The sequence below is a fragment of the Clostridium sp. L2-50 genome (assembly GCF_000154245.1).
Classification (GTDB): Bacteria; Bacillota; Clostridia; order Lachnospirales; family Lachnospiraceae; genus Coprococcus.
On sequence record NZ_DS480327.1, the window covers coordinates 41441 to 59795 of the forward strand.

Annotated in this window: 13 protein-coding genes; 12 read left to right on the plus strand and 1 reads right to left on the minus strand. The window is 43.3% G+C overall.

Features of this window, described 5'->3' with window-relative positions; translation table 11 throughout:
• The first annotated feature begins 2 nt into the window (after positions 1–2).
• From CLOL250_RS12110 to CLOL250_RS12140, 8 genes are all read left to right on the plus strand, one after another.
• Positions 3–2933, plus strand: coding sequence for an insulinase family protein (locus tag CLOL250_RS12110; RefSeq protein ID WP_008402837.1), 2931 nt, complete (start codon positions 3–5; stop codon positions 2931–2933).
• Positions 2934–3054: 121 nt separating this feature from the next.
• Positions 3055–3960 (plus strand): GTPase Era, encoded by a 906-nt coding sequence (gene era, locus CLOL250_RS12115; RefSeq protein WP_008402838.1) that lies wholly within the window; start codon positions 3055–3057, stop codon positions 3958–3960.
• Entirely contained in the window at positions 3957–4700 is a 744-nt protein-coding gene (recO, locus tag CLOL250_RS12120) for a DNA repair protein RecO (RefSeq protein WP_008402839.1), read from the plus strand. Before era ends, recO begins: the two co-directional genes overlap by 4 nt.
• Positions 4701–4765: 65 nt before the next feature.
• Entirely contained in the window at positions 4766–6163 is a 1398-nt protein-coding gene (locus CLOL250_RS12125) for a glycine--tRNA ligase (protein WP_044946160.1), read from the plus strand.
• 279 nt (positions 6164–6442) lie between these two features.
• Positions 6443–9088 (plus strand): pyruvate, phosphate dikinase, encoded by a 2646-nt coding sequence (ppdK, locus tag CLOL250_RS12130; protein WP_008402841.1) that lies wholly within the window; start codon positions 6443–6445, stop codon positions 9086–9088.
• Positions 9089–9353: 265 nt separating this feature from the next.
• A complete protein-coding gene (locus CLOL250_RS14265) occupies positions 9354–9602 on the plus strand; it encodes a DUF6075 family protein (RefSeq protein ID WP_119963204.1) in 249 nt (82 codons plus the stop codon).
• 63 nt (positions 9603–9665) lie between these two features.
• Complete coding sequence (locus CLOL250_RS12135; RefSeq protein ID WP_161117333.1) at positions 9666–10409, plus strand: LytR/AlgR family response regulator transcription factor; 744 nt, start codon at positions 9666–9668, stop codon at positions 10407–10409.
• 246 nt (positions 10410–10655) lie between these two features.
• Complete coding sequence (locus CLOL250_RS12140; RefSeq protein ID WP_161117334.1) at positions 10656–11657, plus strand: sensor histidine kinase; 1002 nt, start codon at positions 10656–10658, stop codon at positions 11655–11657.
• Between the two features lie 146 nt (positions 11658–11803).
• On the opposite strand, the gene CLOL250_RS12145 is transcribed toward CLOL250_RS12140, so the two are convergent.
• The gene (locus CLOL250_RS12145; protein WP_008402846.1) at positions 11804–12109 is read right to left on the minus strand and encodes a helix-turn-helix domain-containing protein; all 306 of its coding nucleotides are present in this window, start codon (positions 12107–12109) and stop codon (positions 11804–11806) included.
• A 256-nt stretch (positions 12110–12365) separates the two neighbouring features.
• On the opposite strand from CLOL250_RS12145, the gene CLOL250_RS13835 reads away from it, so the two are divergent.
• From CLOL250_RS13835 to CLOL250_RS12160, 4 genes are all read left to right on the plus strand, one after another.
• Positions 12366–12497 (plus strand): cyclic lactone autoinducer peptide, encoded by a 132-nt coding sequence (locus CLOL250_RS13835; protein ID WP_008402847.1) that lies wholly within the window; start codon positions 12366–12368, stop codon positions 12495–12497.
• A gap of 6 nt (positions 12498–12503) precedes the next feature.
• Positions 12504–13076 (plus strand): accessory gene regulator B family protein, encoded by a 573-nt coding sequence (locus tag CLOL250_RS12150; protein ID WP_008402849.1) that lies wholly within the window; start codon positions 12504–12506, stop codon positions 13074–13076.
• A 93-nt stretch (positions 13077–13169) separates the two neighbouring features.
• Positions 13170–16349, plus strand: a complete 3180-nt coding sequence (locus CLOL250_RS12155; RefSeq protein WP_044946165.1) for a prenyltransferase/squalene oxidase repeat-containing protein — start codon at positions 13170–13172, stop codon at positions 16347–16349.
• 1 nt (position 16350) lies between these two features.
• Positions 16351–18355 (plus strand): transglutaminase-like domain-containing protein (locus tag CLOL250_RS12160; protein ID WP_008402852.1); only part of this gene is annotated, 2005 nt, incomplete at its 3' end.

Below are 18355 nucleotides of genomic sequence, written 5' to 3' on the forward strand. Positions count from 1 at the left end.
GATTGAGAGACTTAAAAGAATTAACAGGGTATGATATCATAACAGAAGAAAAAATCCCTGAAGTAAACGGAACAGGTTATATCTTAAGCCACAAGAAGACAAAGGCCAGAGTGCTTGTAATTGCAAATGATGATGAGAACAAGGTGTTTAATATCGGATTCCGGACACCACCGTATGATGATTCCGGTATTCCGCATATTCTGGAACATTCGGTATTATGCGGTTCCAGAAAATATCCGGTAAAAGACCCGTTTGTAGAACTGGCAAAGGGGTCATTAAATACATTCTTAAATGCAATGACATATTCTGATAAGACAGTATATCCGGTTGCAAGCTGTAACGAAAAGGATTTTGAAAATCTTATGGATGTCTATCTGGATGCGGTATTCTATCCGAATATTTATGAACATACAGAGATCATGCGTCAGGAAGGCTGGCATTATGAACTTGAAACTGTAGAAGGGGAACTGAGCTATAATGGTGTTGTGTTTAATGAGATGAAGGGGGCATTTTCATCTCCGGAACAGCAGATGTATTCAAAGATTGAAAAACTTCTTCTTGCTGACACACCATACAAGAATGAATCCGGTGGTGATCCTGCAGCGATTCCAACATTAAGTCAGGAACGTTTTCTTGATTTTCACAGAAAGTATTATCATCCGTCAAACAGTTATATTTATCTGTATGGTGATCTTGATATGTATAAGGAATTGGACTATATCGATAAGGAGTATCTCTCGAGCTTTGATTATAGAGAGATTGATTCTACGATCGCTGTGCAGACAGCCTATGAACAGATGAAGGATGAGAGCTGCTTTTATTCGATCGCAGAAAATGAGAGCGAAGAAAATCAGACATTTTTAACCTATAATATGGTAGTTGGCAGCAGCCTTGATAAGAAGCAGTCCGTTGCCATGAATATACTGGAATACGCAATTATGGACGCTCCGGGCGCACCATTGAAGAAAGCATTAGTAGATGCAGGGATCGGAGAGGACGTCTTTGCTTCCTTTGATGATGGGATCCGGCAGACAATCTTTTCAATCGTAGCAAGAAATGCAAATATGTCCGATAAGGAACGTTTTGTGTCTGTGATCAGGGATACACTGACCGATCTTTCCGGGCATGGAGAAGAAGGAAAGGCGATCGATCGGACTTCGATTGAGGCTGCGATCAATAATTTTGAGTTTAAACATAAGGAAGCAAACTTCGGCAGATTTCCGAAGGGGCTTATGATGGGTCTGGATGCATTTAATACATGGCTGTATGATGATGCATCTGCACTTGAAATGTTTAAGTTAAATGAAGTATATGATGAATTGAAAGAAAGTCTGAAAACCGGATATTTTGAAGAACTGATCTGGGAAAAGCTGGTTCAGAATACCTTTGGTATGATTTTTGTTATGAAGCCGAAGAAGGGGCTTGATAAGGAGAATGATGCAGCAGAGAAGCAGAAGCTTGCAGACTATAAGGCCTCTCTTACGGAAAATGAGCTTGAACAGGTTGTATCAGATACAAAGGAATTAAAATTATATCAGGAGACACCATCTCCGGCAGAGGATATGGAGAAGGTTCCGTTGCTTAGTATTTCTGATATCAGAAAAGAGATCCATCCGTTAAAGAACCGTGAGGACAGCATTTATGGTATGCCATTAATAAGTCATGATATCTTTACTAACGGAATTGGTTATCTGGAGTTTATATTTGATATCAATGATCTGGATGCAGAGTTTGTTCCATATGTAGAGCTGCTCACCAGCATTTTCAAATATGTGGATACAGAGCATTACACATATAGTGAACTGTCCAATCAGATCAATTTCCATACCGGTGGTATCGGATTTTCTACAGGAGCCATGTATAAGGATGGCGGGAAGGATCATCTTTCATTCTTCTCCGTTAAGACAAAGGCCATGTATGACAAGCTTGGAGAAGGTCTGAAGCTGATCGAGGAGATCCTGTTCACATCGAAGCTTTCGGATAAGAAGAGATTGAAAGAGATTATATCGGAAGAAAAGGCCGGACTTAAGACTGATCTGATATCCTCAGGGCATATCACATCTGCAACACGCGCGATGTCTTATGTCTCAGATGTGATGGCATTTAAGGATATGACAGAGGGAATCGGATATTATGATTTCTTACAGGAGTTGGATCAGGATTTTGAGCAGAATGCAGATGCAATCATTGAGAAGCTGCAGACAACGCTTGCCGAGATCCTTAGAAAAGGAGCGGTAACAATCTCTTATACCGGTGACAATGATATCAAGGAATTATTGGGCGCAGATATTGAAGCGTTTGCAAGAAAGTTGTCGACCAGACCTGCTTTTGCAGAAAAACGTGTGATGAAAAAAGCTGTTAAGAACGAAGCCTTTAAGACAGCAAGCCAGGTACAGTATGCGGCTCTCGCAGGAAATTATAAAGAAAAAGGATTTGAATATACCGGAGCACTGGAAGTCCTACAGGTGATCTTCTCCTATGGATATCTCTGGGAGAATATCCGTGTAAAGGGTGGGGCATATGGAGCTATGTGTTCATTTGCCAGATCAGGAATGGGATATTTTACATCCTACAGAGATCCGAACCTGATGGAGACATATGATATCTATAAGAAGGCAGCAGACTATGTAGCAGGCTTTGATGCAAGCGACAGAGATATGACCAAATATTTGATTGGTGCGATCGCGAAGTTAGATTCTCCAATGACACCATCAGCAGAAGGAGCATTTAGCCAGACCTGTTACTTTGCAGGTATTACAGATGAGCAGCTTCAGAAAGAACGTGATCAGGTGCTTACTGCAAATGTAGAAACGATTCGTTCACTGGCACCTGTGATCCGGGCGATCACAGATGGCGGGGTTATCTGTGCGATCGGTGGGGAAGATAAGATCGAACAGAATCGGGCAAAGTTTAAAGAAGTAAAAGATCTATAGTTTTTACAGAAGTAACGAAAGAAGATATAAGTATATAGATTTGTAAATAGTTCTCCGGCAGGTTACAGGATTCTGTGCCGAATGGAGAACATGAATACATACAGAGTATGGAAGGAGAAGTATGAACGATACATACAAATCAGGATTTGTTGCGATCATAGGAAGACCAAATGTAGGTAAATCCACACTGATGAATCAGTTGATCGGACAGAAGATCGCGATAACGAGCAGTAAGGCGCAGACAACAAGAAACCGTATTCAGACCGTGTATACCTCGGATGAAGGACAGATTGTTTTCCTCGATACACCTGGAATCAACAGGGCCAAGAACAAGCTTGGTGAATATATGTTAAAGGTGGCAGAGGGAACATTAAATGAAGTAGATGTCGTTATGTGGATTGTTGAAGCAACGACATTTATCGGAGCAGGAGAACGGTATATCATTGAACAGTTAGAACGTGTTAAGACTCCGATCATCATTGTGGTAAATAAGATCGATGCGGTAAGTGAAGAAGAAGTATTCAAGGCGATCTCGACCTATAAGGATGCCTGCAGTCATGCGGAGATCGTTCCGGTATCGGCATTAAAGGGAAAGAACAAAGATGAACTGATAAAGACGCTGTTCAAATACCTTCCATACGGACCACAGTTCTATGATGAAGACACGATCACCGATCAGCCGGAGCGACAGATCGTATCCGAACTGATCCGGGAGCAGGCTTTAAGACTTCTGGATAAAGAGATTCCACACGGAATCGCGGTTGTTATTGATTCGATGAAGGAACGTCCGAATGGACGGCTTATGGATATAGATGCAACAATCATCTGTGAGCGGGATTCCCATAAGGGTATTATTATCGGAAAACAGGGCGCAATGCTGAAAAAGATCGGCAGCAATGCAAGGTATGGCATTGAACAGCTATTAGATACACATGTGAATCTGAAGCTTTGGGTAAAGGTGAAGAAGGATTGGCGGGATACCGATACCCTTCTTCGAAATTATGGTTATAAGATGGATGAATCATGAAGGATGAGATAGTATTAAACGGAATCGTGCTTTCCTCCGGTCTTCAGGGAGAATATGACAGACGGCTTGTTATACTGACCAGAGAGCAGGGGAAGATCACAGCATTTGCAAAGGGAGTCCGACGACCAAGCAGCCAGTTGATCTCAAAGACGCAGCTGTTTGTCATGGGAGCATTTACTGTATATCCGGGAAGAAATGCATATACACTTATCAACGTAGATGCAAAGGAATATTTTCATGAACTGACCTTTGATATGAACAAATACTGTTACGGATCTTACTTTTGTGAGATGATGTCATATTTTACAAGAGAAGGTGACCGGTCGGCAGATTATCTGAATCTGCTGTTTGTCAGCCTGAATGCATTAAAAAAAGGACTGCTGCCGGTGAAACTGATCCGTTGTGTATATGAACTGAAGATCATGGATATCTTTGGACAGGGCCTGCAGAGCTTTCACTGCCCAATCTGTGGAAGCGACAGGCTGACACGGATATTTGATCCCTTATCCGGTGGAATCCTGTGTGAGAACTGCCGGAGCAAGGCTAAGAAAAGTATCCATATATCAGAGGACGCCAGATATGTGCTTCAGTATATTAATGGAGCAACGCTTGGAAATCTGTATAATTTCACGGTTTCAGACAGCGTGCTGGAAGAACTTATGATGATCACAAAGGAATTTCTGGCGGTATATGTAGACCGGAAATTCAATTCTGTAGAAATAATTGAATCCCTGTCTTGAAAAAAACAGGGAGAGAAGGTACAATAACGTACAAATATAAAGATGAAATATAAATGGAGGACATTATGGAAAAGACATTAGACAAGATCGTTGCTTTAGCAAAGAACAGAGGTTTTGTATATCCGGGTTCAGAGATTTATGGTGGACTTGCAAATACATGGGATTACGGTAACCTTGGTGTTGAGTTAAAGAACAATGTAAAAAAGGCTTGGTGGAAAAAGTTCATACAGGAGAATCCATATAATGTAGGTGTTGACTGTGCGATCCTGATGAACCCACAGACATGGGTAGCATCCGGACATCTTGGCGGTTTTGCAGATCCTTTGATGGACTGTAAAGAGTGCCATGAAAGATTCCGTGCAGACAAACTGATCGAAGACTACATGGCAGAGAATAACATGGAGATCGAAGGTTCCGTTGATGGCTGGTCAAATGAAGAAATGGAGAGCTTTATTGAAGAAAAGAATATCTGCTGTCCTTCATGCGGAAAACATAATTTTACAGGTATCAGACAGTTTAACCTGATGTTCAAGACATTCCAGGGTGTAACAGAGGATGCAAAGAACACAGTATATTTAAGACCTGAGACAGCACAGGGTATCTTTGTAAACTTCAAGAATGTACAGAGAACATCCAGAAAGAAGATCCCGTTTGGTATCGGACAGATCGGTAAGTCATTCCGTAACGAGATCACACCGGGTAACTTTACGTTCCGTACCAGAGAGTTTGAGCAGATGGAGCTGGAATTCTTCTGTGAACCGGGAACAGACCTTGAATGGTTTGATTACTGGAGAAGCTTCTGTATCAACTGGCTAAAAGACCTTGGTATCAAGGATGAAGAGATGCGTGCTCGTGATCATTCACCGGAAGAGCTTTGCTTCTACAGCAAGGGAACAACAGATATAGAGTTCTTATTCCCATTTGGATGGGGCGAGCTTTGGGGTATCGCAGACAGAACGGATTATGATCTGACCCAACATCAGACTGTATCCGGCGAACCAATGGATTATTTTGATGATGAGAAGAAAGAGAAATACATTCCATATGTTATCGAACCATCACTTGGTGCTGATCGTGTAACACTTGCATTCCTTTGTGCTGCATATGATGAAGAAAATATCGGAACAGAGGAGAAGCCGGATGTAAGAACTGTATTACATTTCCATCCTGCACTTGCACCTGTTAAGATCGGTGTCCTTCCACTGAGCAAGAAACTTGGCGAGGAAGCAGAAAAGGTATATGCTGAATTATGCAAATACTACAACTGTGAATACGACGACAGAGGAAATATCGGTAAGCGTTACAGAAGACAGGATGAGATCGGAACTCCGTTCTGTGTAACTTATGATTTTGATTCAGAAGAAGATGGTGCTGTAACTGTCCGTGACAGAGATACCATGGAGCAGGAAAGAGTAAAGATCGAAGATCTGAAGGCATATTTTGAGAAGAAATTCGAATATTAATCAGACGAAATGAATCAATATCTCAGATAGAGTATCTGGTTGATCGAATCTGTAAAATAAAAGGGACATTTGTCGGAAAAGAACATTATCCGGCGGATGTCTCTTTCTTTTTGAAAAAGATTCCGGAATATGCGGTTAAAAAGAGAAAAAAATTGAAAAAAGTGGTTTAATATTATTAGGTCATATGATATAATCACGTCAGAGTGGTGGGAAAATTCTGCCCTAAAGCAGGCTTTTTTCAGCATATATTTAATTAGATACGTAGGAGGTAATAAACAAATGGCAAACAAGTGGGTTTATATGTTTAGCGAAGGCGACATGACCATGCGTAATCTTCTCGGTGGTAAGGGTGCAAACCTTGCAGAGATGACAACAATTGGTCTTCCAGTTCCACAGGGTTTCACAATCACAACAGAGGCTTGTACTCAGTACTATGAAGATGGTCGTAAGATCAACGACGAGATCATGGCACAGGCTATGGAAGGTGTTAAGAAGATGGAGGAGATCAACGGCAAGAAGTTCGGAGATCTTGAGAATCCATTATTAGTATCAGTTCGTTCAGGTGCTAGAGCATCTATGCCGGGTATGATGGATACAATCCTTAACCTTGGTTTAAATGACGAAGTTGTTGCTGCAATGATCGCACACAACCCAGATCCAGCATTCGAGCGTTTCGTATATGATTCTTACAGACGTTTCATTCAGATGTTCTCAGACGTTGTTATGGAAGTTGGTAAGAAGTACTTTGAGCAGCTCATCGATAAGATGAAAGAAGAGAAGGGTGTTAAGTTCGACGTAGAACTTACAGCAGCTGATCTTAAGACTCTTGCAGAGCAGTTCAAGGCTGAATACAAGAACCAGTTAGGAACAGATTTCCCTTCAGACCCAGTTGAGCAGTTAAAGTTAGCTATCGAAGCTGTATTCCGTTCATGGGACAACCCACGTGCAAACGTATACAGAAGAGATAACGATATCCCTTATTCATGGGGTACAGCAGTTAACGTAATGCCTATGGTATTCGGTAACTTAAATAATGAATCTGGTACAGGTGTTGCATTTACTCGTGACCCTGCAACAGGTGAGAAGAAGCTTATGGGTGAGTTCCTTATCAATGCACAGGGCGAAGACGTAGTTGCCGGTGTTCGTACACCAATGCCAATCGCTCAGATGGAGCAGGAATTCCCAGAAGCATATGCAGAATTCCTTAAGGTATGTGAGACTCTTGAGAATCACTACCATGATATGCAGGATATGGAGTTCACAGTTGAGAACAAGAAGCTTTACATGCTTCAGTGTAGAAATGGTAAGAGAACAGCTCAGGCAGCTCTTCAGATCGCTTGTGACCTTGTTGATGAAGGACATAAGACAGAGGAAGAAGCAGTTGCAATGATCGATCCTCGTAACCTTGATACACTTCTTCACCCACAGTTTGATGCAGCAGCTCTTAAAGCAGCTACACCAATGGGCAAGGGCCTTGGTGCTTCACCGGGTGCTGCTTGTGGTAAGATCGTATTTACAGCTGACGATGCAGAAGCATGGGCAGCTAAGGGCGAGAAGGTTGTTCTTGTACGTCTTGAGACATCACCAGAAGATATCACAGGTATGAAGTCAGCACAGGGTATCTTAACAGTTCGTGGTGGTATGACATCACATGCTGCTGTAGTTGCTCGTGGTATGGGTACTTGTTGTGTATCAGGTTGTGGCGATATCATTATGGATGAAGAGAACAAGAAGTTCACACTTGCAGGCAAAGAGTTCCATGAGGGAGATTTCATCTCAATCGATGGTACAACAGGTAACATTTACGATGGAGTTATTAAGACAGTTGATGCTTCAATCGCAGGTACATTCGGTCGTGTTATGGCATGGGCTGATAAGTACAGAACACTTAAGGTTAGAACAAATGCTGATACACCAGCAGATGCTAAGAAGGCTCGTGAGCTTGGTGCAGAAGGTATCGGTCTTTGCCGTACAGAGCATATGTTCTTTGATCCAGAAAGAATCGCAGCATTCCGTGAGATGATCTGCTCAGATACAGTAGAAGAAAGAGAAGAAGCTCTTAATAAGATCCTTCCATATCAGCAGGGAGATTTCAAGGCTCTTTACGAAGCACTTGAAGGTAACCCAGTTACTATCAGATTCCTGGATCCACCTCTTCATGAGTTCGTTCCTACAGAGGAAGCAGATATTGAGAAGCTTGCAAAGGCTAAGAATAAGTCAGTAGAAGAGATCAAGGCACTCTGCAACTCACTTCATGAGTTCAACCCTATGATGGGTCACAGAGGATGTCGTCTTGCTGTAACATATCCAGAAATCGCTAAGATGCAGACAAAGGCTGTTATCCGTGCAGCTATCGAAGTTCAGAAAGAGCATCCAGATTGGAATGTTGAGCCAGAAATCATGATTCCACTTGTATGTGAAGTTAAAGAGCTTAAGTATGTTAAGAAGACAGTTGTTGAGACTGCTGATGCAGAGATCGCTGCTGCAGGCGTAGATCTGAAGTACGAAGTTGGTACAATGATCGAGATCCCTAGAGCGGCTCTTACAGCTGATGAGATCGCTAAGGAAGCTGACTTCTTCTGCTTCGGTACTAACGACCTTACACAGATGACATTTGGTTTCTCAAGAGATGATGCAGGTAAGTTCTTAAATGCTTACTATGATGCTAAGATCTTTGAGAATGATCCATTTGCTAAGCTTGACCAGACTGGTGTTGGTAAGCTCATGGATATGGCTGTTAAACTTGGCAAGCCGGTTAATCCAAAGCTTCATATCGGTATCTGTGGTGAGCACGGTGGAGATCCTTCATCCGTTGAATTCTGCCACAAGATCGGTCTTGATTATGTATCATGTTCACCATTCCGTGTACCTATCGCTAGACTTGCTGCTGCTCAGGCTGCAATCGCTAACAATGCAGGAAAGTAGATTACAACTATATGTACTTCACGGAATTTCTGATTACCAGAGCTGATGTTAATGATTTCATGACACATCGTCCGGAGTACACGAAAGCGAACCGTTTTAAGGATTTCGTTTGTAAAATCTATCTTTGATAATTAGGGGAAAATTCCAAATATTGGGTTTTCCCCTTTTTTATTGGGTTTTCTAAGGATTCTATCTCTTACTAAGAGGTAGAGTCCTTTTATTTTATACAAAATTCCTAAAGGAGGTTCGAGGTTATGAACAACACATGGTATTTGAATCAGTAGATCACAGGACATTTTACAGAGAAAAATTAGCGAGAGCGAGATACAGAGACAGTTATCACAAGTCACTCATTTATATCCTTGGCATATCTGAGGACACGAGACGGCATTGCGATGAAATCTACGTGAAGAAAGTACTGAATTTATGGTATGTTAGATTGTCATTTAACTTTTTATTATGGCTTATAAGGAAACAAAGAGCAATACCTTCTACTGCAAAGCATTTGATTTAGGATGGTATGGGTGATATAATCTGAAATGTAAATATTTTGTTTAGTTATAGGGGATTGATGGGAGTGCTTAGAGTAGGAATTTGTGATGATGGGTCGGCAATCTGTTCGGAAATTGAAAGGATCGTTAAAGAATATGGGAAGAAGCATGACTTGAGACTTGATACAGAGATATGGAGTACGGGAGAGGCACTGGTGGATTATCTTGAGGATGGAAATGCGATTGATTTATTATTCTTGGATATTGATTTGATTACGACCAGCGGTGTAGATATAGGACAGTATATTCGGCATAGACTGAATAATTATAGCATGAAGATTGTGTTTATATCTGCAAATACAACATATGCAATGAGCCTGTTTGATATAATGCCGATGAATTTTCTTGTGAAGCCGCTTGTAAAATCTAAGGTAGAGGAATGTCTTGATTTGGCTGTTATGTTTCTCGTAAAAGAAGAGAAGGTGTTTCAATGTAAAGTGGCTGGTAAAACTCATTATATACCATTTAGATCTATCCTTTATTTTGAAAGTGATGGCAGAAAAATCAGACTTGTCACGGAGAAAAAACAAAAAAATGGTGGCTTAGATACAAAAGTGGATGTGTATGAATATTACAGAAAGATAAAAGAGGTTGCTCAGGAAATTCTGTCGGACGAATCTTTCTTGCAAGTTCATAGGTCTTATATCGTCCAGATTGCTTACATACAAAAATATGAATATACACAGATACTAATGATGGACGGTACACAGATCCCTGTTAGTCAAAATTTTCGGAAAGAAGTACGGAGCAAGATGCTGGAGAGGGGATGAAGAAAAATGTACACGGCAGTATATTTAATGTGCAACATGTTCAGAATATATCTGATTAAGCATCTTACAGACATGTTTTTTCAGGGAGAGAATCCGGATAAGAAACATGTTGTAGGAGTATGTATTGTTTTTTATGCGGTAAACAGCGCGTTGTTTATCTGTCTTAATATATCATTGATTAATCTTATATGTAATGTTCTCGGCATAGGTGCGCTCGTGTGCGTGTATTCCAGAAACAGAAAATATGTGATTTTTATTATTGTAATACTTACTATTGTGTGCATGGGCTGTGATATGCTTGCTACAAGTCTGCTGACTCCGGCATACAAATCAGGAGATGCACTGGATATGCTGACATTCGTCATGGTCGATATGATTATGTTTGTGTTTATGTGTCTTCTGAGAAGGATAATGCAGAGCCGGAATGAGCAACAGATAGTGCCGAGCGTGGCTCTGATAATTGTGCCGATTATCAGTATATGTATACTTTTGTATATGGCTTACATGAAGCATTATATATCAGGCGACTTTATAGCAGTAGGATTGGGACTTTTATGTATAAATTTCTTGGTGCTGTATTTGTATAATATGCTTCTTGAATCCGCTCAGGAAAAATATGAGAACCAAATTCTCAGGCAGTATGTCAAGGAATATTCAAACCAGTTGGACATTATTCTTGAATCAGAACAAAAAGTAAGACGCATGCGCCATGATATCAGGAATCATTTGTCAGAGATACAGCTTCTGACCATGCAGAATAAGCGCGATGAGGTTTTAAAATACATAGAAAGCATGACGGACTATATGCAGAATTCAAGGGCAATTTCAGAATCTGGCAATATTGAGACAGACAGCCTTTTGAATTATATGCTTGGGTTGGCAAAGAAGGACGGAATTCATGTTGAAACGGACATATGTCTGCCGGAAGAATTGCGTAATTCGTTTGAGTTCAACATTGTTCTGGGCAATCTGCTTGACAATGCAGTCAGGGCGGCAAAGTCCAGTGAAGAAAAATACCTCTATGTTAGAATCAATATGGACAAAGGGACATTGAGGATTCTGGTAAAGAACAGCTACAGCGGTAAACTGCGTAAATCAGGGAGACATTTCCTTACCACCAAAGATGATTCGTATAATCATGGCATGGGTTTACAGAGTGTACAGGATGTTGTGAATCAAAATAATGGTGAGATACAGTTTGAAGCTACTGAAAATACTTTCATAGTCAGAGTTATATTGTTCAATTAACAATGATGTCTGCCAAGCTGCTTGGGGTTATGCCTGCAGCTTCTCTTAATTTCTTGATACGCTCAGGTATGTCAATGACTATTTTGTTTCTATAAAAGGTATGATTATGCTGTGTAAGGTTTCATGTCATTTCCTAGTATATTCTGTTAATTGTTTTCTTTTGAATTCTCCGCAGAAAAATAATGGACGAGACGGAGAATAATATCTACGCCTTCTGGACTTACTCCTGATATTTCAATTAGCTGCAATTCATTTCTTCCAAGTAAATAGTCTGTAGATACATGAAAAAAATCAGCCAAATCAACAAGAGTGTCTATAGAGGGTTTTGATGTACCCATTTTCCATGCGTTTACTGCTGAGCGAGATATGTTAAGTGCGCTTGCCAAATTACTCTGGGTTATACCGATGACTTCTCTCAATTCCCTGATACGTTCAGATATGTCCATTACCATTTTTATTCCTCACAAAAAATACGATTATGTCATGTTACATGTTTGTCCTTTCATTAGTATATTCAATTCAAAGTCAACTATAATTATCTTATTTGATAGTTACAAATGACAAAAAGAACCGGATTTTGGCAAAAAAACACGAGTTATGACAAAAAAGCTGTTAGTTATGACATATGGCGAATTTTAAGAAAAAAATGTGCTATGATTTAGACGGCTAATATCAAAATAGCAAAATATATCACAGGAGGGATGCAGTATGAACAAGGCAAAGAAGCTCGTAAACAAGATGGCAAAGAAATCGGCGGAGAAAGCAGCTAACTCAGCTTGCTGTTTCTGGGCATATCAGCCGAAAGAGCCAAAGGCAGTCAAGAAGCTGCGCAAATTCTAAGAGCCGATGAAGACATTGCAGGAATATGTAACCAACGAATATGACTCCGATGAGGAGAAGGAGATCATAGCCTATGGGCTTGAGCGTATCAGGGAGAACGTGCTTGCCTTTGGATTTACAGTTCTTGTCGGCTTCTGCTACGGTGATGTCCTCTCGGGCGTTCTGCTGTGGGTGTTTCTTTATCCCATAAGGAGCAGCGCGGGAGGATATCATGCGCAGACCAGATGGGGCTGCAGAGTTATGTCGGTTTCGCTTCTGCTTGCAGCTTATACTGCGGTATATGCCGTAAACAGGCTGGCATACGGACAGATGATACTGCTTGGGCTTCTGCTCTGCGCGGTGCTGACTCTATGGCTGCTTGCTCCGATTGGCACGGAGAATAAGCCTCTCGATGATATCGAGCATAGAATTTATCAAAAAAGGACAAGGATTATAGTTCTGGTTGAAACGATATTAGCCGTGTTTACACTGTATGAGGGAATATCGGTCATATATCTGCCGATAGTTATGGCATTTTTAATTTCATCAGCACTGCTTGTGATGGGATGTATTAAGCTGAGAAAAAATAAGGGAAAGTAAACATCAATTATATATTTTGCAACAAATGAAAGGAAAAAAATCATGTTAAAGGGGAAAATATCTTTATGGAATAGAAGTGGAATATTCTCTTCTATGTTGGCATTGCTTTTGTGTATTGCCATGTGTTTTGAATGTGTGCCATTTTATACTGTGGCGGCGGAAGAGACTGAGGAAACTGGTACATATAAAACAAAGGCGATAAGCTGGCTTGTCGGCGAGAAAGACGATGTGAGCGGCTGGGGTGATACAGACCTGATAAATGATACAGCCAACGCTCTGACTATACTCGGAAGAGAAGGAAAGCCGACAGACAGCACTTTCCTTGAGAAATGGAAAGGCAGCCATAAGGATATGAATACCGATGAGATGGTGCATATCGCGCGGGCAGAGTATATGTCCGCAGATTCAAAAGAGGTAGAATCACTGCTTTCTGATATCATGTCCCGCCAGAATCCTGACGGGGGTTTCGGTCTTACAGAAGAATATGAGAGCGATGTCTATGACACCGTGCTTGCACTTTCGGCGGTATGCGCTCAGGCTGTGGCTACACCGACGGATGCGACCGCAGATTACAGCAACGCGGCAGGAGACGCAGCATTCTACCTTGCGGGGAAACAGAAAAGCGACGGAGGGTATGCGTACACGGATGCATCTGACAGCTCACCGTATTTGACGGCGTATGCGGGAATGATTCTCTCCATGTGCGGGTGTGATGATTTACCGGCGTGGACTGCACTTGACGCATACTGTCAGGACAGATTCACAGGGGAACTTTCCGAGGATACATTTGCCGAACAGGCAGTACTTGCCATGTATATGTACAGAAGAGAACTGATACAGGATGCGGATGCTTTCGAGGAGAAGCTTCATTCCGTACAGGGAAGCGACGGAAGCGTGTACGGGGATATCACGGACACGATATGGTACATACTTCTGCTTGACGAGATAGACAGTTATCATACACTGCGCCTTAGCATTACGAACGTGGAGACTGAGACTGATACATATGTGCTGGAAGCCGGAGAGACACAGAGTCTGTCGCTTCATACTGACATATCATATGATACCAATCAGAATGTGACCATGAATGTGCGGTATACCATCACAGAGGACGGAGAAGCGACAGCATCTGTCACAAAGGAGATGGAACTGTCTGCCTCGAATACGAAAGCTTCGCTTGATTCGGCACTTGAGGCAACGGCTCAGGAGGGGAAAGAATATATCCTGAAAACAGAGATTGTGTCGGTGGATGACGAGGCAGAGGTGCTTGCATCAGATGAGATTAAGTTCTCCGTACATGTGACTGAGAGACAAAAGCTCACACTCACTGCTGATGTGACGACAGGAATCGGGTATTCAGTTAATCTGTCATGGAATGATATAAGCAATGATGACGATACTTACAGATATCGTGTATTCAGGAAGATGAATGGCGGCGAATGGGAGACGCGTTCCACGTGGGACGGCTCGGAGAAGGTGAGGGTTCTCAATATCTATCCGTGCTATGCCGCGCAGAATTATTTGAAGAACTGGATGGAGCAGACAGTGAGCGACACGGGTGAGCCTGCCGGCAAAGGGCTGTTTGTCATAGACACGGTATACATAGGGAGTTATAATTCGGACCCGGATAAATATTTGAAGGACGAAAACGGAGATTACAAGTACGACGTGCTGATGTTTGGAACATACGATTCAAATGCCGGACAGGATCTCTCGGAAAAAGGATATGAGGCGACAAAGGCTTTTATTGATACAGGACGCGGAGCCATGTTTGGTCATGATACACTGGCTCGTATATCAAGCTGTTATCATCCCAATTTTGCAAGATTCGCAGATGATCTCGGCATTAAAGTTGCAACATGGTGCAGTTATACGCCGAGCAGCACAGTGAGGGTTGTAAACTCGGGTATGCTCACAAGTTATCCGTGGAAACTGTCAGGAACATTACAGATACCGAGTGCACATACTCTCGGACAGTATTCGGGTGGAGCGCTTTCTTCAACAGTCTGGATGGAATTTGGAACGTGGTACAGCACAGATTCGGAGACAGGAGCAACCACAGCTGCCTATCTCGTGACAAACAACCAGCTTGCCATGATACAGACAGGACACAGCAACGGTCAGGCGACTGATGATGAGAGAAAAGTTTTTGCGAACACACTGTTTTATCTGAAGCAGCTTACAAGCGAAACATCGGCAAAGGACAACTCGTTCTATGATGAGGCGGCACCGACACAGCCGGATATAACTGAGAGTGAAACCGGAACATTTATATGCAAATCCGAGGATATGGGAACTGACTATCAGTACTATGTGGAGGCTGTAAGCTCAGGGCACGGAGAAAACGTGGAATCAAACATAGTGGATGCCACGGCACTGTCCGGCATGAGAGGATTTATTACCGGCATAAGTGATTCGACAGAACCTATGGACGAGCTGAGAAAAAAGACAGATGAAGGAAAGCCGGCGGCTGAGGTGTCGGAAGCTTCTGACGGCACACTGAAAATTGATTTAAGCGAATATGATTTAACCGCATATGAGCCGGGGCAGACGGTGTATCTGCACATATGCGCGGTGGACAATGCGGGCAACATAAGTGATGAGACAGTCATCAGCATAGAGATACCAAAGGGGAAGGAATATCTGAGTCTGGATCAGGCGCTTATCGCAACAGATGGAGAAGTGCAGCTCTATTGCTGCGAGGCGGATATTACAGGCGATATATATGGGGCAGAGACGTTCAGGTTTCAGGGAAGCACGATACATCTTAACGGGACGGCATCATCGGCAGGGAGCCTCTCCATAGCGGGCGGAGTGCTGGATATCGCGGGTATGCAGGAGAACGTACAGCCTCTGGATGTTCCGGATTATACACAGGACATAAAGGATGATATGGAACTTGAGGGAGCTCCTCTCACGGAGATTGCAGTGTACAACAGCACGGATATAATCGTTCCGACGATATGCCTGAAAACTACAGGCGCGTGGTGTAACAGCGTGACGCTTTCGGCAAGCTTGATGTCCGGCGGTGACATATCTTTCAATGCAAACACGATACATTGCGGCGCGGAGGATGAGCCTGTCGTGCTGTGCTCGGAAAAGGGAGACATAAAAATACAGGCTACGGCATTTGAGGGAGAGGGACTGATATACGCACCGGAGGGAACGGTCACGATAAATGTCTCGAAATTCGATTACATAGGAAGCGTTGTGGCAAAGAGGGTAATTATACAGGCGGGTTACTACAACCAGAACCGCATGGAGGGAGAATAAGATGATAGAGAGATGTAAAAAGGGAAAAATATGGTACCGCAGCGTATGCACGTTATTATCTGTTGCTCTGTGTGTATGTATGCTGTCGGGCTGCAGAAGCAGACAGGAGTCAGCCTCTGTCGGAACGAAGACCGCCCAGACATATGCGGATACCGAAAACGGAGAAATAACAACAGATGAAACAGAATCGCAGGATGATTCAGACAAAATTCAGACGGTATGGCAGACTGCAGAGAAAGCAGTCACAGACGAGGCTGATAAAGCAGACGATGTCATGACACAGCTTTCGGAGAGTGTAAGCAGCGGCGATGCGGACAGAGTGATTGAGCTTGCCGATACACTGTCCGGGCAGCTGGACTCATCTTATACTGCGGCGGAAGAATGGCAGACCGCCCTGCAGGAAGTGAGCGATAGTCTGGACGATGAGGCGCGCACTGTATATGAGGAAAGAGAGAAGGCGTTCAATGAATCAGTATCTGAGAGCCGTGATGAGGCATCAGCACTGCTTGCCGGAATAAAAGAGTCGGCGGGTCAGGGGGATATGGAGACAGCGGCAGAGCAGACGGATGAGCTTACAAAGCTTCTTGGCGCTGATGAAACGTATGAGACTTACGGCGAGGATATACCTGATACAGAGCCTGTACACGAGGCAGAAACGGCTGAGTACAATGTTGACGCGGACACACCTGAAGCTTCGTCAGTTATGTCCGAGGATGAAAGCGAGAAAACCGAGTATCTCGCACTTGCCAGTGAGACAGAACTGTTGGATACTGTAAAGGAGAAAGCTGACGAGCTGAAGACGCCGCTGGCAGTATACAACTACATAAAGAATAACATAGGCTATGAGACATACCACGGCAGCCGCAAGGGTGCAAACGGAACATACGACGCCATGAGCGGCAACGACTATGATCAGGCAAGCCTTCTCATAGCCATGCTGAGATATCTGGGATATCCGTCAGCGTATGTAAAGGGAACCATAGACCTCACACCTGAGCAGGCGGTGTCACTTACCGGAGCTGATACGGCAGAGCATGCGGCTGACGTGCTTGCGGCAGCGGGTACACCGGTAACAAAGCTTACGCTTGACGGCGAGCTTGTATATGTGCGCATGGAGCATGTGTGGGTGCGCTCCTACATACCTTATACGGACTACAGGGGAGCCGGAGACGCTTCCGGCAGCTCTGTATGGCTGGATCTGGACACAGAAATCAAGTCATATGAGAACGTGGACAACATCTATGACGCTCTCGATGATGCGGGTTTCAATGATGAGGTGGCGAAGCTTGCTGAGACCGGGGACGCCTCACAGATGGATACGCTTCTTGATACATGGGAAGAAAAGCTCGGTTCGATGGACACGGATTCCATGTATACGAGAAAACGTATTATCTCACAGAAAGAAGAGAGTTATCTTCCGGCTTCGCTGCAGTATGCGACATACGGAGAGACTGTCATATTTGCTGAGATACCGGATTCAGACAGGGACAAGGTAAGCTTTGGCATAGACGGTGATGTGTTCACAAGCTTCACAGCTTCCGAGTTGTATGGCAAGAGTGTACTGCTCGCATACGAGCCTGCCACGGATGCAGACAAAGCCATATATGACAGCTATGACAGTATATTCGACGTACCCGCCTATGCGGTGTACATGAAGCCTGTCATCTATGTGGACGGCGAGGTCACAGCGGAGGGCGACGAGTACCTCGAGATAACCCTCGGGACAAAGCAGACATTTACCATAGGACTGTCGTCGGCTCTAGGCAGCCATGACGTGACAAACGATGTGACAACTGGCTCGATGTACGCGGTCACTCTGGACATGCAGAGCATCACATCCTCAGAGCTTCAGGAAATATATGATGAGGCTTCTGCACTCTCAGACAGCGTAACCGAGACAAATGTCTACAGCACAGATTATCTCGGCAAGCTCCTGACACTTGCGGGCAGGCTTTACTTCGCACAGGTGGATATGGCTGACATAATGACGGCTGAGGCATATGGTG